We start from the raw sequence: 20994 nt of genomic DNA, 5'->3' as shown, positions 1-20994 counted from the left end.
CGGTCTGATCCAGCCTGACAGCCGCATCCAGTTCAGCGAGACGATGCCGGGCGGAGAGGCCAATGCGATCTTCTATCTGGTCGACCAGGCGGGGCTTGAGGGCGCAACCGCGACCTCCGGAGTCCTCGCTTGCGATGTCTGCTTCCGCCCGACGCGATCACCGTGCGCCGACAGACCTGCAGGCAGCCGATCAGGCGGGTGCGGCGCCCGCGGCGTCAACTTCGTGGCGCCGGCCGTCGTCCAATTCCTCAGGCGGCGCCTGGACGCCGGCTTTGTTTCCGTGAATCTCGCCATGCCGCATTGCACAATCGTCTCGCCTGCGCAAAATGCGGCATGATCCGCAAATCCCTCACTGTTCTGGTGATCGATGAAAACCACATCCGCGCTTCGATAATCGAAGCGGGATTGCGGGAGGCCGGGCATCAGCAGGTCACGGTCATCCACGACGTCGCCGGCATCGCGCGGCGGATCGCCGAGATCGAACCCGACGTGATCGTCATCGATCTCGAAAATCCCAACCGCGACATGCTCGAAAACATGTTCCAGCTTTCGCGCGTGGTGAAGCGGCCGATCGCCATGTTCGTCGACCGCTCGGATCAGGCTTCGATCGAAGCTGCGGTGGAAGCGGGGGTATCGGCCTATGTCGTCGACGGCCTGCGCCAGGAGCGGGTCAAGCCGATCCTCGACATGGCGATCAGCCGCTTCAACGCCTTCTCGCGCATGGCGCGCGAACTGGAAGAAGCCCGCAGCGAGTTGGAGAGCCGCAAGGTGATCGATCGCGCCAAGGGCATCCTGATGAAATCGCGCGGCCTGTCGGAGGACGCGGCCTACACGCTGCTGCGCAAGACAGCCATGAACCAGAACCGCAAGATCGCCGAAATCGCGCAGAGCCTGGTGACGGCGGCAGGGCTTCTGGATCCCGAGGAGAGTTGAGAATGGCGGCCGAGCACCGGATCAATGCTGGCTTCATGCCGCTCTTCGACAGCGCCATCCTTGTCGCGGCGAAGGAAATCGGCTTTGCTTTGCGCGAAGGCATCGACCTCACCCTCAACCGGGAAACGTCCTGGGCCAACATCCGCGACCGCATCGCCATCGGCCACTTCGATCTGGCGCACATGCTGGGGCCGATGCCGATCGCCTGCAATCTGGGGCTGACGCCGCTCGCCTCCGACACGGTCGTGCCGTTCTCGCTCGGCCTCGGCGGCAATTGCGTGACGGTTTCAAACGCGGTCTGGGCCGGCATGGCCGCGCACGGCGCCCAACCCGATCTCGATCCGGCGCGGGCCGGCAAGGCATTGCGAGCGCTGATTCGCGAACGGGCGAATGGCGGCGGCGATCCGCTGCGCTTCGCCGTCGTCCATCCGCATTCCGGGCACAATTACGAATTGCGCTACTGGCTCGCCGCCTGCGGCATCGACCCGTCGCGTGAAATCGAGATCGTCATCGTGCCGCCCCCCTTCATGGCCGACGCGCTCGCCGCCGGCAGGATCGACGGCTACTGCGTCGGCGAACCTTGGAACAGTGCCGCGGTCGTCGCCGGCACCGGCCGCATCGCCACGGTCAAGGCGGCCATCTGGAAGACCAGCCCGGAGAAAGTCGTTGGCGTGCGCAAGGCATGGGCGGAAAGAGAGCCGGACGCGCTTTCAGCCCTGCTGCGTGCGCTTCATCACGCGGCGCGCTGGTGCCAGGATCCGGCAAACCGTGACGAACTCGCGGCCCTGATGGCGCAGCCGGCCTTCCTCGGGCTTGCGCCGGCGCTGCAGATGCCGATTCTCAGCGGGCATCTGGCGCTCGGCGGCGGCGCCGAACTCACCGTCGGTGACTTCTTTCTGCCCTTCAACAAGGCGGCGAACTTCCCGTGGAAGAGCCATGCGCTGTGGTTCTACACGCAGATGGTGCGCTGGGGGCATGTCCCGCACACGCCGGAAAACCTCGCTATTGCCCGCGACTGCTACCGCCCCGATCTCTACCGCTCGGCGTTGAAGCCGCTTGGCGTGGCGCTTCCCGGTGCCAATGCCAAGGTCGAGGGCGCGCTGAAGGCCGCGACTCCGGTCGGTTCGGCGGGGGCAAGCCTGGTGCTCGGTCCCGATGGCTTCTTCGATGGCCAGATATTCGATCCCGACGAGATCGACGCCTACATTGCCGGCCAGAAATTGGCGCGCGCTGAGGCCTGATCATTTCTCCGGCATTCTTGTGCGCTGCACAAAAAATGTGCGTGCAACTGCGCTAATGAACAATCCTTGGCTTGCTCGCCCAGCGGCCCGGCGCGCCGAAGATTGTGGCATGCCGTTGATCTCATTGATGTTTGTCACCCATTCCGAAACTGGCACGGTTCCTGCTTTGTAATAGGCAGACTCTTCTCGGGTCACGGAATAGGCGTCCAATGGCGGGCGCTACAGGCAAAGCTGCCGCTCAGGTCAACACGCGATCCCGGATGGACGGACGCGCGCGGCCTGGCCGGCGGCTTTTTTTGTTTTGGTCGAACACGCAATCGACGGCGCCGATCCCAAGCCGCGCCCAACCGGAGATGACGATGACGAAAAGCACCAATAGCCATTCCGCCCAAACGGCGATCAGCCGCCGGGATTTCCTGAGGATCAGCGCGGCCACCGCGGCAACGCTGGCCGCGGCGCGTGCGCTGCTGCCCTCCGGCGCCTATGCGGCGCCCGCCGCGCCGGAAGTCACCGGCGCCAAGCTCGGCTTCATCGCATTGACTGATGCAGCACCGTTGATGATCGCCAAGGAGAAAGGCCTGTTCGAGAAATTCGGCATGCCCGATGTCGAGGTGCTCAAGCAGGCCTCCTGGGGGGCGACGCGCGATAATCTGGTGCTCGGCGGCGAAGCCAACGGCATTGACGGCGCCCATATCCTGACGCCGATGCCTTATCTGATGCACACCGGCAAGGTGACGCAAAACAAGCAGCCACTGCCGATGGCGATCGTGGCGCGGCTCAACTACGACTGCCAGGGCATTTCCGTCGCCCAGGAATATGCCGGCACCGGCGTCGGCCTCGACGCCTCCAAGCTGAAGGACGCCTTCGCTGCGAAAAAGGCCGCAGGCAAGGAGGTGAAGGCCGCCATGACCTTCCCGGGCGGCACGCACGATCTTTGGCTGCGCTACTGGCTGGCTGCCGGCGGCATCGATCCCGACAAGGACGTCTCGACCATCGTCGTGCCGCCGCCGCAGATGGTCGCCAACATGAAGGTCGGCAACATGGACGTGTTCTGTGTCGGCGAGCCGTGGAACGAGCAACTCGTCCACCAGAGCGTCGGCTTCACCGCCGCCACCACCGGCGAACTGTGGAAGGGCCATCCGGAAAAGGCGCTCGGCCTGCGCGCCGCCTTTATCGACAAGTACCCGAACGCCACCAAGGCGATCCTGATGGCCGTCATGGAAGCCCAGCAATGGTGCGAGGCAAAAGAAAACAAGGACGAGATGGCCGCCATCATCGGCAAGCGGCAGTGGATGAACGTGCCGACTGCCGACATCATCGGCCGCCTCAAGGGCGACATCAACTACGGCAATGGCCGCGTCGCCAACGGCACCGACCTCTATATGAAGTTCTGGAAGGGCGGCGTGTCCTATCCCTTCAAGAGCCACGACAGCTGGTTCCTCGCCGAAAATATCCGCTGGGGCAAGTTCGCGCCGACCACCGACATCAAAGCACTGGTCGGCCAAGTAAACCGTGAGGATCTGTGGCGCGAGGCGGCCAAGGATCTTGGTGTCGCCGCGGCCGATATTCCGGCGTCTACGTCGCGAGGCACTGAAACCTTCTTCGACGGCAAGATATTCGATCCGGAGAACCCGTCGGCCTATCTCGACAGCCTGAAAATCAAGGTGTCGGCCTGAGCCTGACAGGGGATGCGCGGCAGGCGGTGGCAGCGCCGCCTGCCTTGCACCTGCCGCCAAGGAGTTTTTCGAGAATGTCTATCCAAGCCATCGAGGACCGCAAGGTGAAGCCGTTCCCCGCACCGGCCAAGCCCGCCGAGGTCATCGCCTTGACCGCCAGGGCGCGGCGCCGCTTCGACCCGGCCGCGGTCGCCGCCAAGCTGGCCAGCACGCTGGTGCCGCCGGTCATCGTCATCACCATTATGCTCGTCGTCTGGCAGGTCGCCTGTTCGTCGCCCACGGCCAGCCTGCCACCGCCGAGCCAAGTGTGGAACCAGGCCTATGACCTGATCGCCCACCCGTTCTTCGACAATGGCCCGCAGGACATCGGACTCGCCTGGCGGGTGCTGATGTCGCTGCAGCGCGTCGCCATGGGCTTCGGCCTGGCAGCAATCGTCGGCGTCGCGCTCGGCGCGCTGGTCGGCCAGTCGATCTGGGCGATGCGCGGTCTCGATCCGGTCTTCCAGATCCTGCGCACGGTGCCGCCGCTCGCGTGGCTGCCGCTGTCGCTGGCGGCGTTCCGCGATTCCAGCCCGTCGGCGATCTTCGTCATCTTCATCACCTCGATCTGGCCCATCATCATCAACACCGCGGTCGGTGTCCGCAACATCCCCGAGGACTACCGCAACGTCGCCCGTATCCTCCGGCTCAACCAGTTCGAGTTCTTTGTGAAGATCATGGTGCCGGCGGCCGCGCCCTACATCTTCACCGGCTTGCGGATCGGCATCGGCCTGTCCTGGCTCGCCATCGTCGCCGCCGAAATGCTGACCGGCGGCGTCGGCATCGGCTTCTTCATCTGGGACGCGTGGAACTCGTCGCGCCTGCCCGACATCATTGTCGCGCTCGCCTATATCGGCATCACCGGCTTTTGCCTCGACCGCCTGGTCGCGGCGGTCGGCGTCTTCGTCACCCGCGGCACAACGGCAAAGTGAGGAGAGGGACGATGACGGCCTATCTGAAACTCGACCACATCAACAAATCCTTCGCCCGCGGCAGCCAGGTCAGCGACGTGCTGAAGGACATCCGGTTGACTATCGACAAGGGCGAATTCGTCTCGATCATCGGCCATTCCGGCTGCGGCAAGTCGACCTTGCTCAACCTGATCGCCGGCCTGACCAAGGTCTCGGCCGGCGCCGTCCTGCTCGAAGACAAGGAGGTCGACAGCCCCGGCCCGGAACGCGCCGTGGTGTTCCAGAACCACAGCCTGCTGCCATGGCTCACCGTCTACGAAAACATCAACCTTGCGGTATCCAAGGTCTTCGGCGGCAAAAAGAGCCGGGCCGAACGGCATGAATGGATCATGCGCAATCTCGATCTCGTGCAGATGGCGCATGCCAAGGACAAACGTCCGGCCGAGATTTCGGGCGGCATGAAGCAGCGCGTCGGCATCGCCCGGGCGCTGGCCATGGAGCCGAAGATCCTGCTGCTCGACGAGCCCTTCGGCGCGCTCGACGCGCTGACCCGCGCGCATCTTCAGGACGCGGTGATGGATATCCATTCGAGGCTCGGCTCGACGACGATCATGATAACTCACGATGTCGACGAGGCGGTGCTGCTGTCCGACCGCATCGTGATGATGACCAACGGGCCGGCGGCCACCATCGGCGAGGTTCTTCCCGTGCCGCTGGCCCGGCCGCGTCGGCGCATTGAGCTTTCCTCCGACCGCACCTTCCTGCGCTGCCGCGAGGCGGTGCTGAAATTCCTCTACGAACGCCACCGCTTCGTCGAAGCGGCGGAGTAAGGCCATAATTGGAAACTCGTCATCATCATTGGCAAATCTGCATCGGCAATGGGCAATCTACCGCATTGCACAAATATTATGCTGCTGTGCAAGGCATTTTGACTAATCTTTGATCCGCTGCCGAGCTTGGTCAAAAGTCGCGCGGCTGCGGTTCATATTGATTTCATTCTATAATTAAGAGCGCTGTCGAATTGGCACGCTTCCTGCTTTCCAAAATGTAGGGTCCGCAAGGGCCAAGTGACACGGCGTCCAATGGCGGGCGCCACAGGCAAAGCTGCCGCTCAGGTCCACACGCGCTCCCGAAATCCCGGACGCGAAGACCTGGCCGGCGGCTTTTTTGTTTTGACGCAATCGACACGCTGGTCCCAAGCGGCGCCAACCGGAGACGACGATGACGAAACGGATCGGAACTGGCGCGTCCCTCGCGGACTTCACGCGCCGCGATTTTCTGGCCGCCAGCGCGCTGACGGCGGCGCTGTTCACCGCCGCGCTCCTCCTCTTTCCCGCCGGCGCCAAGACTGACGGCAAGGGTCTTGAAGTGACCGCGCAAAGGTCGGTTTCAACCAGTTCGCCGATGCTGCGCCGCTGACAGTCGCGAACGAACAGACAAGGGCGGTGCCTCCCACGCCGCAAACCGGAGCCAGAAAATGACCGCAAATCTCCCAGCCGCGCCCAGCCAGGACAGCGCTCCCCGGCAGGCGCTTGCCATGTCCACCATCGCCTTCACCGTCTGCTTCGCGGTGTGGACGATCTTTTCAATCATCGGCGTGCGCATAAAGCAGGAGTTGGGGCTGAACGAGACGGAGTTCGGCCTGCTCGTCGGCACGCCGATCCTCACCGGCTCGCTCGTGCGTATGGTGCTCGGTGTCTGGACCGACCGTTTTGGCGGACGGCTGGTATACACCGCGACCATGCTTGCGGCGGCGGTCGCGACCTTTCTGCTCGCTTTTGCGCACACCTACGGGCAGATGCTGGTCGCCGCATTAGGCGTTGGGCTCGCCGGCGGTTCCTTCGCCGTCGGTGTCGCCTATGTCTCGCGCTTCTTCCCGGCCGGCAAGCAGGGTACGGCGCTTGGCATTTTCGGTGTCGGCAATGTCGGCGCCGCGGTCACCAAGTTCCTGGCACCGTTCGTGCTTCTTTCCTGGGGCTGGCAGTCGGTCGCGCTGATCTGGGCGGCAGCACTAGTCGTCATGGCCGCCGTCTTCTGGTTCACGACTGGCGACGATCCGGTCATCCGCGAGCGCCGCGCCGGCAAGGCAGCGCCCAAGAGAAGCTTCTTGCAGGAATTCGCGCCGCTCAAGAACCTGCAGGTCTGGCGCTTCGCCTTCTATTATTTCTTCGCCTTCGGTGCATTCGTGGCGCTCTCGCTGTGGCTGCCCCGCTACCTGATCGGCGTCTACGGCTTCGGGCTTGCGACCGCCGGCATGATTGGCGCGGCCTATTCAATTCCGGCAAGTATTTTCCGCGCCTATGGCGGCGTGCTTTCCGACCGGATCGGCGCCCGCACCGTGCTCTACTGCACCTTCGCTGTCAGTGCCGTCGCGACTCTCGTTCTGTCTCTCCCCTCGGCAGACTACGTCGTGCGCGGTATCAGCGGGCCGATCGCCTTCCATTTCGAGATCGGCCCGCTTGCCTTCATAGCCGTTGCCTGTGTGCTCGGCTTCTTCATGAGCCTTGGCAAGGCCGCCGTCTACAAGCACATCCCGGCTTACTATCCCCAGAGTGTCGGCGCGGTCGGCGGCGTTGTCGGCATGATTGGCGGGCTCGGCGGCTTTATCCTGCCAATCGCCTTCGGCGTGCTCAACGACCTCACCGGCGTCTGGTCGAGCTGCTTCATGCTGCTCTTCGTCATTGTCGCCACCTGTTTTGCCTGGATGCATTTTTCCATCCGGCGGATGGAGCGCACGGCGTCTGACGAAGCTTCAGGCCTTTCCTACGCGGCTGAGTGAGAGCGGAGTGGATCAGGACATGACCGAGAAACTCGTCATCATCGGCAACGGCATGGCCCCCGGGCGCATGCTGGAGCATCTCCTGGAAAAGGCGCCTGGGCGCTACCAGGTCACCATCTTCAACGCCGAGCCGCGCGTGAACTACGACCGCATCATGCTGTCGCCGGTTCTGTCGGGAGAAAAGGCCTATGAGGAGATCATCATCCATGGCGACGGTTGGTACATCAAGCACGGCATCACCCTCTACAAGGGCCACAAGATCGTCGCCATCGACCGGCAGGCAAAGACCGTCACCTCCGATCATGGCGTGACCGAGCCCTACGACAAGCTCGTCATCGCCACCGGCTCGGTGCCGTTTATCATTCCGGTGCCAGGCCATGACCTGCCGGGCGTGCTCACCTATCGCGATCTCGACGACGTCCGGGCGATGATGCTTGCCGCCCAGTCGCGGGCCAAGGCTGTCGTCATCGGCGGCGGCCTGCTCGGCCTGGAAGCGGCTGCGGGTCTGAACGCGCAGGGCATGGACGTCACCGTGCTGCACGTCATGCCGACGCTGATGGAGCGTCAGCTCGATCCGGCCGCCGGATATCTCCTGCAGCGCGCCGTCGAGCAGCGCGGCATCAAGGTCATCACCAAGGCCAACACCCAGGCGATCACCGGCAACGGCAAGGTCGAGCGGGTGGAGCTTGCCGACGGCACAGTCATTCCCGCAACGCTCGTCGTCATGGCGGTGGGCATCAGGCCGAATGCGGCGCTGGCGAAGGAAGCCGGCATTGCGGTCAATCGCGGCATCGTCGTCGACGCCGGCATGCGCAGCAACGATCCCGATATCTACGCAATCGGCGAATGCGCCGAGGTCAACGGCCAGGTCTACGGGCTGGTCGCGCCGCTCTACGAGATGGCGCGCGTCGCCGCCAGCCATCTGGCCGGCAATGAGGCGGCGGCTTTCGTCCACATGGACACGCCGACTAAGCTCAAGGTCACCGGCATCGAGCTGTTCTCTCTCGGCGACTTCGCCGAGGGCGATGACCGCCAGGAGATCGTGCTGCGCGATGCCGCGGCCGGCGTCTACAAGCGCCTGGTACTCAAGGACGACCGCATCATCGGCACCGTGCTCTATGGCGAGACGGCGGACGGCGCCTGGTTCAACGACCTCAAGAAGAAGCAGACCGACATATCCGAGATGCGCGATACGCTCATCTTCGGCCAGTCCTACCAGGGAGGCGCCCCCCTGGACCCTATGGCGGCCGTTGCAGCCTTGCCGGATGATGCGGAAATCTGCGGTTGCAACGGCGTATGCAAGGGAAAGATCACCGGCGCGATCACGGCCAGGGGCTTGACCTCGCTCGACGATGTGCGCGCCCACACCAAGGCGTCGGCCTCCTGCGGCTCCTGCACCGGGCTGGTCGAAAAGCTGATGGTGCTGACCATCGGCGACAAATACAACCCCGCGGCGGTCCAGCCGATGTGCAGCTGCACCGCGCTTGGCCATGACGAGGTCCGCCGGCTGATCAAGGCCAAGGGCCTGAAGACCATTCCCGCCGTCATGCAGGAACTGGAGTGGAAGACCTCCTGCGGCTGCGCCAAATGCCGGCCGGCGCTCAACTATTATCTCGTCTGCGACTGGCCCGACGAATACGCCGACGATTACCAGTCGCGCTTCATCAACGAGCGCGTCCACGCCAACATCCAAAAGGACGGCACCTATTCGGTAGTGCCGCGCATGTGGGGCGGCGTCACCAACGCGGCCGAATTGCGCGCCATCGCCGACGTCGTCGACAAGTTCGAGATCCCGATGGTCAAGGTCACCGGCGGCCAGCGCATCGACATGCTCGGCATCCGCAAGGAAGACCTGCCGGCGGTATGGGCCGATCTCGGCCAGGCTGGCTTCGTCTCCGGCCACGCCTATGCCAAAGGACTGCGCACGGTGAAGACCTGTGTCGGTTCGGACTGGTGCCGCTTCGGCACGCAGGATTCGACCGGCTTGGGCATCCGTATCGAAAAATTCATGTGGGGCTCGTGGACCCCGGCCAAGGTCAAGATGGCGGTGTCGGGCTGTCCGCGAAACTGTGCCGAGGCGACCTGCAAGGATGTCGGCGTGATCTGCGTCGATAGCGGCTACGAGATCCATTTCGCCGGCGCCGCCGGTCTCGACATCAAGGGCACCGAAGTGCTCGGCCTGGTCAAGACCGAGGACGAGGCGCTGGAGCATATCGTGGCGTTAACGCAGATGTATCGCGAGCAGGGCCGCTATCTCGAGCGTATCTACAAATGGGCCAAGCGCGTCGGCATAGCTGAGATCAAGCGTCAGATCATGGACGATGGCGAGAAGCGCAAAGCCTATTTCGACCGCTTCGTCTTTTCGCAGAAATTCGCCCAGGTCGACCCATGGTCGGAACGTGCTTCCGGCAAGGACAAGCATGAATTCCGGCCGATGGCTTCGGTCGGCTTTGCCCAGGCGGCGGAGTAGGCGCGTGTTCCCGAAAAGTGGAATGCGGTTTTCGGACAAGAACACGCGCAAAAGAGGAATGGCCACATGAATTGGGTATCGATCGGCACGCTCTCGGACATTCCGCGTCGCGGCGCGCGCTGCGTCGCCACGCCGGAAGGAAAGATCGCCGTCTTTCGCACGGCCGACGATCAGGTCTTTGCCATCGACGACCATTGCCCGCACAAAGGTGGGCCGCTCAGCCAGGGCATCGTCCATGGCACGGCGGTGACCTGTCCCTTGCACAATTGGGTGATCTCGCTGGAGACAGGCAAGGCGCTCGGCGCGGACGAGGGCGCGGTGCGCACCATTGCGGTGCGGATCGACGGCGAGCGGCTGTTCATTGCGCTGGAAGCGCTGGCCAGCCGCGCGGCGTGAACCATGCAGATTGATGAAGCGCGCGAGGTGAGGACCACCTGCCCCTATTGCGGGGTGGGTTGCGGCGTGCTGGCGAAGGTCGCCGCGGACGGTGAAAAAACCGTTCGCGGCGACCCGGACCACCCGGCGAATTTCGGCCGGCTCTGCTCCAAAGGCTCGGCGCTGGCTGAGACCATCGACCTCGACGGCAGGTTGCTATACCCGGAGATCCACGGTCGCCGCACCGACTGGGACGAAGCGCTCGACCTTGTCGCTTCGACCTTCTCGCAAACCATTGCCGAACACGGCCCTGGTTCGGTCGCCTTTTATGTTTCCGGCCAGTTGCTGACCGAAGACTATTACGTCGCCAACAAGCTGATGAAAGGCTTTATCGGCTCGGCCAATATCGACACCAATTCGCGCCTGTGCATGGCCTCGTCGGTCGCCGGCCACCGCCGCGCCTTTGGCTCGGACACCGTTCCGGGAAATTACGAGGATCTGGAACTTGCCGACCTGATCGTGCTGGTCGGCTCCAATCTCGCCTGGTGCCATCCGGTACTCTACCAGCGCATAGCCGCCGCCCGGGAAAAGCGGCCCGAGATGAAGGTGGTGCTGATCGACCCTCGCCGCACCATGACCTCAGATATCGCCGACATGCATCTGGCGATCGCGCCCGATGGCGACGTCGCTTTGTTCACCGGGCTGCTCGCCTATCTCGGCCAGCACAACGCGCTGGACCGCACCTATATCACGTCGCACACGACCGGCTTCGGGCAAGCGCTTTTCGCCGCCTCGGCGCTCGATCTTGCCGGCATCGCGGCTGCCACGGGTCTCAGTGAGGACGAACTGGCCCGCTTCTACAGCCTGTTCGCCGCGACGGCGAAGACGGTGACCGTCTACAGCCAAGGCGTGAACCAGTCGTCTTCGGGCACCGACAAGGTCAACGCCATCATCAACTGCCATCTGGCCACCGGCCGCATAGGCCAGCCCGGCGCCGGGCCGTTCTCGGTGACCGGCCAGCCCAACGCCATGGGCGGCCGTGAGGTCGGCGGCATGGCCAACATGCTGGCCGCCCACATGGAGATCGAAAACCCCGAGCACCGCGAACGCGTGCAGCGCTTCTGGAATGCCCCAACCGTCGCCGAAAAACCCGGCCTGAAAGCGGTCGAGATGTTCCAAGCGGTGGCCGACGGACGCATCAAGGCGCTGTGGATCATGGCCACCAACCCCGTCGATTCGATGCCGGACGCCGATGCCGTCGAGGCGGCGATCAAGGCCTGCCCGTTTGTCGTGGTGTCGGACGTGCTGGCCAAGACCGACACGGTCCGCCACGCCCATGTCCGGCTGCCGGCCACCGCATGGGGCGAAAAGGATGGCACCGTCACCAATTCGGAGCGCCGCATCTCGCGCCAGCGAGCCTTTTTGGCCACGCCCGGTGAGGCAAGAGCCGACTGGTGGATCATCGCTGAAGTCGCCAAGCGGATGGGCTTCGGCGAGGCTTTTTCGCATGTGTCGCCGGCCAACATCTTCGCCGAGCATGCCGCGCTGTCGACATTCGAGAATGACGGGGCACGCGATTTCGACATCGGCGCCTACGCCGGGATCGATGCAGGGACGTATGAGGAGTTGGCGCCATTCCAATGGCCAGCGCCGAGCCAGGGCACCCCCCTCTGGCCTGCCGGCCATCTCCCTCTCAAGGGGGGAGATTGGATGTCGCCACCGGTTTCGCCAATCGTTGCCATTGCTGAAAAGGTGGTGCCGGCAAAACTGCCAATCTCCCCCCTTGAAGGGGAGATGGCCGGCAGGCCAGAGGGGCGCGCGCGGCGCCAGCCGGAGGACAAAAGCACCCGCTTCTTCGCCAACGGCAATTTCTACACACCCGACGGCAAGGCACGCTTCATTGCCATCCGCCCAGCCGCACAAACCCGCACCAGCCCGGACTTCCCGCTGGTGCTCAACACCGGGCGCGTGCGCGACCATTGGCACACCATGACGCGGACCGGCAAGAGCCCGCGCTTGTCGCAGCACATGGCCGAACCGTTCGTCGAAATCCACCCGTCGGATGCGCAGCACTTCGGCATCGGCGATGCCGAGATCGTCCGCGTCTCGACTGCCCATGGCGAGGTGCTGGTCCGCGCCCTGGTGACGGTGCGCCAACGCCAAGGCTCTGTATTCGTTCCGATGCACTGGACCGATCAGTTCTCCGGCCGCGCGCGCGTCGATGCACTGGTCGCGCCGACGACCGATGCGATTTCAGGCCAACCGGCCTCGAAGAATGTTGCCGTCCGCATCGAGCGGTTCGCCGCCACAGCCTTCGGCTTCGCCGTGCTTGCCGAACGGCCCGCATCGATCGACGCCGATTACTGGAGCCTCGCCCGCGGCCCCGCCGGCTGGCGGCTTGAAATTGCGCTGCAGGACAGCCGCGACTGGACCGGGTTTGCCGCCGCGCTATTAGGCATGGAAGGCGAGACGCTCGCCTATCACGACATCGCTGGCGGGCACCATCGCTTCGCCCGTTTCGCAGGCAATAGGCTGGTCGGCGCGCTCTATCTTGCGCCTACCCCGGTGGCGGTGTCGCGCGGCTGGGCGGTCGAACAACTTGGCGCTGACCATGCCAATCGGCAGGCGCGGCTGGCGATTGTCGCCGGGCGGCCGGGCGGCAACAGCGTCGACCGCGGTGCCATCGTCTGCGCCTGTTTCGGGGTTGGTGCCAACCAAATCGCGGAAGCGGTACGCGGCGGCTGTACCAGCGTCGCGGCAATCGGCGCCGTCCTTCACGCCGGCACCAATTGCGGCTCTTGCCGCGCCGAGATCAAGACCATTATCGACGGGCGGCGTCTGCAAGCTGCGGAGTGAATGCGCCGAGAAACTCTGCCGTGCCGCCGCATGATGCTTACTAGCAATTTACAAACCATGGGCTACCAACGTTCTGACTTCGATTCGCTCGGAACGGGAGCCTCATGAGCAAAGCCCTGACCTCATTCGCGCTTGCCGCCGCGCTGGCGGCCTTGCTGATGGCGCTCTGCCTGATGGTGGCCAGGCATGGCTATCCCTATGGCGCGATCGGTGCCAAGCGCTTGAGCGACATCGCCGATGCGGGGACGTTCATTCCGCTCGCGGCGATCTATTTTTTCAGCGCACTGCTGATGATGGTTCTGCCGATCAGGCTTGCTGGCATCGTCCTGACACATGCCGCCGATGCGATCTTCTGGACGGTCATCTTGTTGTTTGCGGTCATCGTTGGATGTCTCGCCGCGAGATTTGCTTTCGGTCAGCGCGATGTGCTCCCGGCACTGCTGAACTGGCGGTTCCTGTTTGTCGCAGCCGTCGTCGGAGGCCATCTCTTCATCAACGAGCTGCGCCGGAACATCCTATTGCGAAGCCTGTTCTTCGTCGTCTTCGCCGCAGCGACACTGGCCTGCCTGTTTTGGTCCTTCACCGTCTGAGCATGTGCGACCCGTCGGGCAGACGGCCTAATTCTTGTCGACCGGCTTCGAACGCATTCGCGAAACGGTCTCACGCTCGGCCCGCTTCGAACGCATCGGCGGCAGGCCGCGGTCGACCAGGTCCATGTCTTCCAGCACCATGTCGCCCATCCGCTTGAAAGCGACGTCGAGCGCACCGGCCCGGTGGGCGGAGCGCAGGAACCCCGGCAATGTGCGGACCGGGTGATCCTGGGCAAGCGGCTCCTCAGGAAAAACATCGCTGGCGGCGACGATATGGCCGCTGCGGACGACGTCCATCAGTGCCGGGAAATCGACCACGCCGGCTCGGCTGAGCAGGATGAAAGCGGCTCCCTTGCGCATCCTGGCAAACGCCTCGGCGCCGAGGAAGCCCTGGTTTTCGCTAGTCACGGAAGCGACGACGAAGACGAAATCGCTGTTCGACAGAACGTCGTCGAGAGAGGCGGGCTCGACGCCGTTTTCGATCAGGATCGACGGCGGCAGCCACGGGTCGAAGACTTTTGTCCGCGTGCGAAAGCCTGACAGCAGCCGGTTGAGCGCACGGCCAAGATCGCCGAAGCCGATAATGCCGACATCCGCGCCGGAAAGAAGCCGTGCCGTCCGGTTGCCGTCGCCGCCCCACAGCTCCTTGCCCTGACGAAATGCGAGATCGGCGTCGACGATGCCGCGGGCGAGGTTGAGCGCCATGGCAAGGCCGAGCTCGGCCACCGGTTCGGCAAACACCAGCCCGGTGGTGACGACATGGATGCCGCGCGAAAACAGCGTCTCGTAGGGCATGTTGTTGATGAGGTTGCTCTCGACATTGAAGATGCAGCGCAGCGCCTTCATTCTTTCCAGCGTCTCCGGCGCGATAGGTGGCTGGCCGACGATGTAGCGCGCCTCGGCAAGGATATCGGCCGGCAGCGCCGCCACCGCTTCGGCCGATATTTCGATGATGCGGTATTTCGATCGAAATTTCGCCAGCGCAGCCGGCGTGAAGATCAGGTCGAGCGTGCGCGGTTCGGGTGCGCTGATCACCAGCGGCAAAGCGCTGTCGGACATGATGATTTCCTCCCGTGCGATCCGCGTCGCACCACACTAGAATCGTCTTCCCCGCCCCGACACCTATCACATGCCTGTCGAGCAGGAGAAGTTTGCCTGGCTTCGGCCTTGCGGTGCGGCGGTCGGTGGTCCAGATAGACGGCGATCGAAGGACGACAAGGAAGACAGCGACATGATCCCGTTTCGAAAGAACCTCATCGATGGAGAGTGGGTAGGCGATGCCGCCTCCCGTAACATCAACCCGTCCAATCTCGACGACGTGGTCGGCGAATATGCATCGGGAGGCGCCGAGCACGCCCGGCAGGCCATCGCGGCGGCGAAGGCGGCATTTCCGGCGTGGTCCCGATCGGGCGTGCTGGCCCGCCATGCGGTGCTGAGGAAGGCGTCGGACGAGATCACCGCGCGGAAAGATGAAATCGGCCGGGCGTTGGCGCGCGAGGAAGGCAAGACGCTGGTCGAGGGCATCGGCGAGACTGTTCGCGCCGCCCAGATATTCGACTTCTTCGCCGGCGAGACGCTGCGCCTGTCGGGCGAGCTGGTGCCGAGCGTGCGGCCCGGCGTCGGCGTCGAGATCACCCGTGAAGCGGTCGGCGTCGTCGGCATCATCACGCCGTGGAATTTTCCGATCGCCATTCCGGCTTGGAAAATCGCTCCGGCGCTGGCCTACGGCAACACCATCGTCTTCAAGCCGGCGGAACTCGTTCCGGAGAGCGCCTGGACTATTGTCGACATCCTGCACCGCGCCGGGCTGCCCAAGGGTGTGCTTAACCTGGTGATGGGCAAAGGTTCGGTGGTCGGCCAGGCCATGCTCGACAGTCCTGACCTCAACGCGATCACCTTCACCGGATCGGTCGGCACCGGCAAGCGCGTCGCCGCCGCCAGCGTCGAGCACATGCGCAAGTTTCAGCTCGAAATGGGCGGCAAGAACCCGCTTGTCGTGCTCGACGATGCCGACCTTGCCGTCGCTGTCGACTGCGCCATCAACGGTGCCTACTTCTCGACCGGCCAGCGCTGCACGGCGTCGTCCCGGCTGGTGGTGACGGACGGCATTCACGACCGCTTCGTCGAGGCGCTCAAGGACCGCATGGCCAAGTTGGTCGTCGGCGACGCTCTCGATGCCAAGACCCAGATCGGGCCGGTTGTCGACCAGAGCCAGTTGAAACAGGACGAGGACTACATCGCCATCGGACGTCAGGAAGGTGCCGATCTCGCCTTCGGCGGCGAGCGGCTCGATCGTGAAACCCGCGGCTTCTATTTGCAGCCGGCGCTGTTCACCGAAACCACCAACGCCATGCGCATCTCGCGCGAGGAGATTTTCGGACCGGTCGCCAACGTCATCCGCGTCAAGGATTATGACGAGGCGCTGGCGGTGGCCAACGACACGCCGTTCGGCCTGACCTCCGGCATCTGCACCTCGAGCCTCAAGCATGCCACGCACTTCAAGCGCAATTCGGAAGCCGGCATGGTCATGGTCAATCTGCCGACGGCGGGCGTCGACTTCCACGTGCCTTTCGGCGGGCGCAAGGGATCGAGCTACGGCCCGCGCGAGCAGGGCCGCTATGCCGCAGAGTTCTACACCACGGTGAAGACCGCTTACACGTTTGCCGGCTAGGAAAAGGCGGCAGACCAGCCAGGCAGCGAGCAAGTCGATGGCATCTGAGAATACGGACCTGACCTGGCTCAATCCGCCGCCGCACCACGCCTTCGGCAACAATACGGTGCATGTACGGACCGGCGAGGAGACCGACTTCTGGCGCGAGACGTTCTACGGCTTCTGGCGCGACAATGGCCATTTCCTCTATCGTGAGGTCGAGGGCGATTTCAGCGCCGAAGTCACGGTCAAGGGGCACTATGAGGTGCTTTACGATCAGGCCGGGCTTATGGTCCGCCTGAGCGAGACGCACTGGATCAAGGCCGGCATCGAATACACTGACGGGCTGATGTATTTTTCCGTCGTCGTCACCAACGATGCCTCCGACTGGTCGCTGGCCAGCATACCGGCCGATCCGGACGGGGTCAGGATCCGCCTGACCCGCCATGCCGAGACGGTCCGCGTCCAGTATCGCGACGCATTCGACAAGCACTGGAAACCGGTGCGGCTTGCCTATTTCCCCCCGTCGAAAACGGTCGATGTCGGCATGATGTGCTGTTCGCCGCAGCGCGAGGGCTTCGAGGTGACATTCAGCGATTTTTCGATCGGCCCGCCGATCTCGCGAGAACTTCACGACTAAGGCGCCGCGATCCGGTCGCGCGGTTTGCGTCCGGCCTGCCTCAGTAGGTCGCCCGGCCGCCGGAGACGTCGAAGACGGCCGCCGTTGTGAACGAGCATTCCTCGGACGCGATCCAGCAAATCAGCGCCGCCACCTCCTCGACCTCGCCGAACCGCGCCATTGGTATTTTGGACAGCATAAAGTCGATGTGCTGCTGGCTCATCTGCTGGAAGATCGCGGTGCGCACGGCCGCCGGCGTGACGCAGTTCACCGTTACTTTGGTCTTGGCCAGTTCCTTGCCGAGCGATTTGGTCATGCCGATCACCGCCGCCTTGGAGGTGCTGTAGGCCGAGGCGTTCGGGTTACCTTCCTTGCCGGCAATCGAGGCGATGTTGATGATCCTGCCGTAATTGCGTTCGAGCATATGCGGGACCAGCGCCTTGTTGCAGAAGAAGACGCCGTTGATGTTGATGTCGGTGACCCGGCGCCAATCCTCCACCGAATACTCCCAGGTCGTCATGTTCGGCCCGGTGATGGCAGCACTGGTGACAAGGACATCGACCGCGCCAAGCGCTTCGATCGTCTCTCCGGCGGCGGCTTCGACCGCTATGGGGTCGGCGACGTCTAAGGTGACGCTGTGCAGGCCTGGAACAATGGCCTTGGCCTGCTCGATCTGGGCGGCATCGCGATCCCAGACCGAAACACGCCCGCCTTCGCCAGTGATCCTTTGCGCGACGGCCAGGCCGATGCCTGAGGCGCCGCCGGTGATAACAGCAGATCGTCCGGCAAATCGTCCCGCGAAACTCATCGGCATGTGGTCTTCCTCCCAATTGGCGGCGAATGTGAAGTCAACGGCGGACAAGTTCAAGCGCGGACTTGCAACCTCAGAACAGCTTATGATGGGCCAGCACCGGTCAATTGTACGGCACTGCCTTCTGGCCAAATCGTCTCGCCCGTATGGAGAGCCCGATACGGAGAGAACGGCTGGAACGACGCACCCGGTTGGCATCCGGGTGACAGGCGGCGCCGGATGGGTTATATTGCACTGCACAATGCGAGCGCCTGCAGGCGAGGCTCCCATCGATCCGACGAATCGGCGCACGAGCGGCCCATGAAATCGGCATTGAGCTGCAAGGACGGAAAACCGCTATCGAGATGAAGATTCCAAAATCTCTGTTGATCGATCCGGACAAGAACACGGTCTACGGCAGCTTTGCCGTTGCCGTCTCGATCTGGGCCTTTTCCTACTCGACCATTTTCGGCCAGGCCATGATCCTGGCCTACTATGCGGTCTGGCTACCGCTCATCCTGGTCGACTACCGCAAGATATTAAGGCACGCTTCCAGCGCCTGGCTTCCGCTGGCCTTCGCAACCTATGTCTGCTTCTCGGTGTTCTGGTCGGCAGCTCCCGGCACCACGGCAAGGACGGCCGTCCAATATTGCTCCCATATCGCCTGCGCCTACATTGCCGCGCGCACCGTCAGCGTCCGGACCTTGACCATAGGTGCCCTGATCGGGATTTTCGTCGTCCTGCTCTACTCGCTCAAGGTCGCGAGCTATTCCTACGACGTTCTCGATGGGACGTATAATTTCGTCGGCGCGTTCAGCTCCAAGAACCAGATCGGCTTTGTCGCATCGCTTGGCATCTATTTCTGCGTTGTCTATCTCGCCTTTCTCAGGCGCGGCCGGATAAGCTGTTTGTTGATCGTACCGATTGTCCTTCTATCGGGCTATCTGCTGGTGGTGTCGCATTCCGCCACTTCGATGGCATCGACCCCCGCGGTTCTCGCTCTGGTCGCCCTGCTTTCCATCGGCAAGCTGCTTTCGCTCCGCCATCGCCGGGTGATTTTCATGATCGGTGCGGGCGGGCTGGTCGCCTGCACCGTGATTGCGCTGAATCTCGGGCTGATGGACTTTGTCCTGGGCCTTTTCGGCAAGGATTCGACGCTCACCGGACGAACCTACCTCTGGCAACAGGGCTGGAATGCCGCGCAGCAATCGCCCATCCTCGGCGTCGGCTACGCGGCTTATTGGGTGCAGGGCTTCTCCGAGGCCGAGCGGCTGTGGAACGAATTCTATATCGCCGCGCGAAGCGGCTTCCACTTCCACAACACCTACATCGAGACCTTGGTGGAACTCGGCTTCGTCGGCGCGACACTGCTTTCGCTGATCATCCTGCGCACGCTCTGGGGTCACGTCTCGGCGCTGATATTCAGGACATGGCAAGCCGACTCCGTGATTCTTGCCGGCGTCATGGTGCTTCTGTTCATCCGATCCTTCGTCGAGGTCGAGACCCTCAATCCCTACATCATGGGATCGTTCCTGCTGTACTACAGCTACTTCAAGCTGGTGAGGGTGCCGGCCGTCGCTCCTTCCCGGTGGAGCGCCGTGAACCATCTTGAGGAACCGGACGCCGTGCGAGGCTAGAGCGGGCGGATCCAGGCGGTTCGTTGCCCGAAGGCCGCCTTGTTTTCTGACCCATAAGATCCCAAACGCAAAAACCCCGCAGACCGCTGCCTGCGGGGTTGGTGCTTTGCTCCGGTGGAAAGAAGCTACTGGATGGCCAGGGGCGCCGGTTTGACCTTGATCACGTCCCCTGGCAGCACCGGCGTGTCTTCATCGGCGGTGATTTCGCTGGTCTTGCCGTCGACCACCCGCACCAGGGAAAATGATAAGGCCGCTGGTTCGTTGTTGCCGTAGAATTGCGGCATGGGGCTGCCCGACAAGGCTTCGGACATCAAGGCCTTTTCCATATTCAGCTTCAGCGTCGCCTCGTTGAGATCGGCTTCCGTCTGTTGCCGGTCGGTCGCGAGGCTGGAGTTTTGGGTGTTCTCGAGATCGATGGCGTCCTGGGTGGCCTTGCTGATCGACTGCTTGGCCGTGAGAATCGCCGTTTCGTAATCCAGGATCTGGCCCTCGAGGTCGGCGATGGTTTGCTGCGAGTTCAAAACCCGCGTGTTGACGACCAGGCCCTTTTGCGCCAGCGAGCCGATGCCGTTGAGCTGCTCCTTCGCCAGATCAACCTGCTTCTGCTGGTTGACGATCTTCTTCTGCAGCGAATCGATCTCGCTCTGCAGCAGCGCCTTCAAATCGTCGAGCGCCTGCAAGCGCAGCTTGAGTTTCTTCTGGTCGGCCGCCAGGATCGCCGTCTCATCGGCAACGATGCTGGGCAGCTTCGGATCGTCGGCCACCTCTTTCGGCACCGCGAATGCCGGCTTGTCCGCCAGTTCCGCTTCGATGCGGGCGCGCTTGACGGTCAGCCTGACCAATTGGTCTTGTAATACGTCGAAATTGCCCTTCGCATTGATCAGGTCGCGGTCGTAGCGCTGCCCGCTCTCCGGGTTCCGCCGGGCTCCGCCGGCAATGCTCATCGCTTTCAGCACGGACAACCCAGGCACACAAGGATACTGGCCGGGCGATTGCACCTCGCCGGAGATGTAGAATGGCCGGTACTGTGCCATTTCGACGGAAGCCTCCGGCTTGTCGGCCAGAGCGAGCTTGCGCTGCAGCGCCTCGCCGAGCGATGCGGCGATCTCCGAAGTCGTCTTGCCGGATGCGGGCATCTCGCCGACGAAGGGAACCGACAAGGTTCCAGCGGGCCCGACCGTGTATTCTCCATTGATGGCCGACCAGTCACGGAACGTGCCTTCGACGGTCTGCCATTCCGCCACGCGAATGGTCAGCTTGTCCTGTGCTCCTAGGCGATAGTCGTCGGCGAAGGCAAACTGTGGCAAGGCGAGCGACAGCGTCAGGCCGGTCGCCATTGTAAGGCAAGTCGTCAAAAGCCGTACTCGCCGCATGCGTCTGGAGAGAATACCGGTGCAAAAAATATCGATTATATCTGCTTTCAACTGA

17 protein-coding genes are annotated in these 20994 nt (G+C 63.3%); 14 read left to right on the top strand and 3 right to left on the bottom strand.

Annotated elements, in window-relative coordinates; all coding sequences use genetic code 11:
* Positions 1-333: 333 nt before the first annotated feature.
* The 11 genes from NKH67_RS13875 (at position 334) to NKH67_RS13825 (ending at position 13870) form a co-directional block, all read left to right on the top strand.
* Positions 334-933: an ANTAR domain-containing response regulator gene (locus tag NKH67_RS13875; RefSeq protein ID WP_023676288.1), complete on the top strand. Its 600-nt coding sequence runs from the start codon at positions 334-336 to the stop codon at positions 931-933.
* A gap of 2 nt (positions 934-935) precedes the next feature.
* Positions 936-2174, top strand: a complete 1239-nt coding sequence (locus NKH67_RS13870; RefSeq protein WP_352681461.1) for a CmpA/NrtA family ABC transporter substrate-binding protein — start codon at positions 936-938, stop codon at positions 2172-2174.
* A 359-nt stretch (positions 2175-2533) separates the two neighbouring features.
* Positions 2534-3850 carry a CmpA/NrtA family ABC transporter substrate-binding protein gene (locus tag NKH67_RS13865; protein ID WP_352681459.1) on the top strand — a complete coding sequence of 439 codons (1317 nt, stop codon included), beginning with the start codon at positions 2534-2536 and terminating at the stop codon, positions 3848-3850.
* A 74-nt stretch (positions 3851-3924) separates the two neighbouring features.
* Entirely contained in the window at positions 3925-4821 is an 897-nt protein-coding gene (gene ntrB, locus NKH67_RS13860; RefSeq protein WP_353031151.1) for a nitrate ABC transporter permease, read from the top strand.
* An 11-nt stretch (positions 4822-4832) separates the two neighbouring features.
* A complete protein-coding gene (locus NKH67_RS13855; RefSeq protein WP_352681456.1) occupies positions 4833-5630 on the top strand; it encodes an ABC transporter ATP-binding protein in 798 nt (265 codons plus the stop codon).
* Positions 5631-6021: 391 nt separating this feature from the next.
* On the top strand, positions 6022-6219 hold the full coding sequence (locus NKH67_RS13850) for a twin-arginine translocation signal domain-containing protein (protein ID WP_352469909.1): 198 nt from the start codon (positions 6022-6024) through the stop codon (positions 6217-6219).
* Positions 6220-6277: 58 nt separating this feature from the next.
* The gene (locus tag NKH67_RS13845; RefSeq protein WP_352448438.1) at positions 6278-7579 is read left to right on the top strand and encodes an MFS transporter; all 1302 of its coding nucleotides are present in this window, start codon (positions 6278-6280) and stop codon (positions 7577-7579) included.
* Positions 7580-7598: 19 nt separating this feature from the next.
* Positions 7599-10049: a nitrite reductase large subunit NirB gene (gene nirB / locus NKH67_RS13840; protein ID WP_023676296.1), complete on the top strand. Its 2451-nt coding sequence runs from the start codon at positions 7599-7601 to the stop codon at positions 10047-10049.
* A gap of 66 nt (positions 10050-10115) precedes the next feature.
* Positions 10116-10445, top strand: coding sequence for a nitrite reductase small subunit NirD (nirD, locus tag NKH67_RS13835; protein ID WP_023676297.1), 330 nt, complete (start codon positions 10116-10118; stop codon positions 10443-10445).
* Positions 10446-10448: 3 nt separating this feature from the next.
* On the top strand, positions 10449-13280 hold the full coding sequence (locus NKH67_RS13830) for a nitrate reductase (protein ID WP_352681454.1): 2832 nt from the start codon (positions 10449-10451) through the stop codon (positions 13278-13280).
* Positions 13281-13384: 104 nt separating this feature from the next.
* Positions 13385-13870, top strand: a complete 486-nt coding sequence (locus tag NKH67_RS13825; RefSeq protein ID WP_352681451.1) for a hypothetical protein — start codon at positions 13385-13387, stop codon at positions 13868-13870.
* Positions 13871-13897: 27 nt separating this feature from the next.
* Here NKH67_RS13825 and NKH67_RS13820 read toward each other — a convergent pair whose 3' ends face one another.
* Positions 13898-14929, bottom strand: coding sequence for a hydroxyacid dehydrogenase (locus NKH67_RS13820; protein ID WP_353031148.1), 1032 nt, complete (start codon positions 14927-14929; stop codon positions 13898-13900).
* A 175-nt stretch (positions 14930-15104) separates the two neighbouring features.
* Between NKH67_RS13820 and NKH67_RS13815 the strand changes: the two genes are divergently transcribed.
* Positions 15105-16541 carry an aldehyde dehydrogenase family protein gene (locus tag NKH67_RS13815; RefSeq protein WP_352681565.1) on the top strand — a complete coding sequence of 479 codons (1437 nt, stop codon included), beginning with the start codon at positions 15105-15107 and terminating at the stop codon, positions 16539-16541.
* 37 nt (positions 16542-16578) lie between these two features.
* Positions 16579-17160 (top strand): DUF1349 domain-containing protein, encoded by a 582-nt coding sequence (locus tag NKH67_RS13810; protein WP_352540401.1) that lies wholly within the window; start codon positions 16579-16581, stop codon positions 17158-17160.
* 40 nt (positions 17161-17200) lie between these two features.
* Here the strand turns inward: NKH67_RS13810 and NKH67_RS13805 are convergent, their stop codons facing one another.
* Complete coding sequence (locus NKH67_RS13805) at positions 17201-17953, bottom strand: SDR family NAD(P)-dependent oxidoreductase (protein ID WP_352448445.1); 753 nt, start codon at positions 17951-17953, stop codon at positions 17201-17203.
* 341 nt (positions 17954-18294) lie between these two features.
* Between NKH67_RS13805 and NKH67_RS13800 the strand changes: the two genes are divergently transcribed.
* On the top strand, positions 18295-19566 hold the full coding sequence (locus NKH67_RS13800) for an O-antigen ligase family protein (protein ID WP_352969979.1): 1272 nt from the start codon (positions 18295-18297) through the stop codon (positions 19564-19566).
* A gap of 125 nt (positions 19567-19691) precedes the next feature.
* Here the strand turns inward: NKH67_RS13800 and NKH67_RS13795 are convergent, their stop codons facing one another.
* Positions 19692-20903: a polysaccharide biosynthesis/export family protein gene (locus NKH67_RS13795; protein ID WP_352681445.1), complete on the bottom strand. Its 1212-nt coding sequence runs from the start codon at positions 20901-20903 to the stop codon at positions 19692-19694.
* Positions 20904-20994: the final 91 nt, after the last annotated feature.

Source organism: Mesorhizobium sp. M0968, assembly GCF_040319065.1.
Classification (GTDB): domain Bacteria; phylum Pseudomonadota; class Alphaproteobacteria; order Rhizobiales; family Rhizobiaceae; genus Mesorhizobium.
This window is presented reverse-complemented; position numbering and strand designations above follow the sequence as displayed.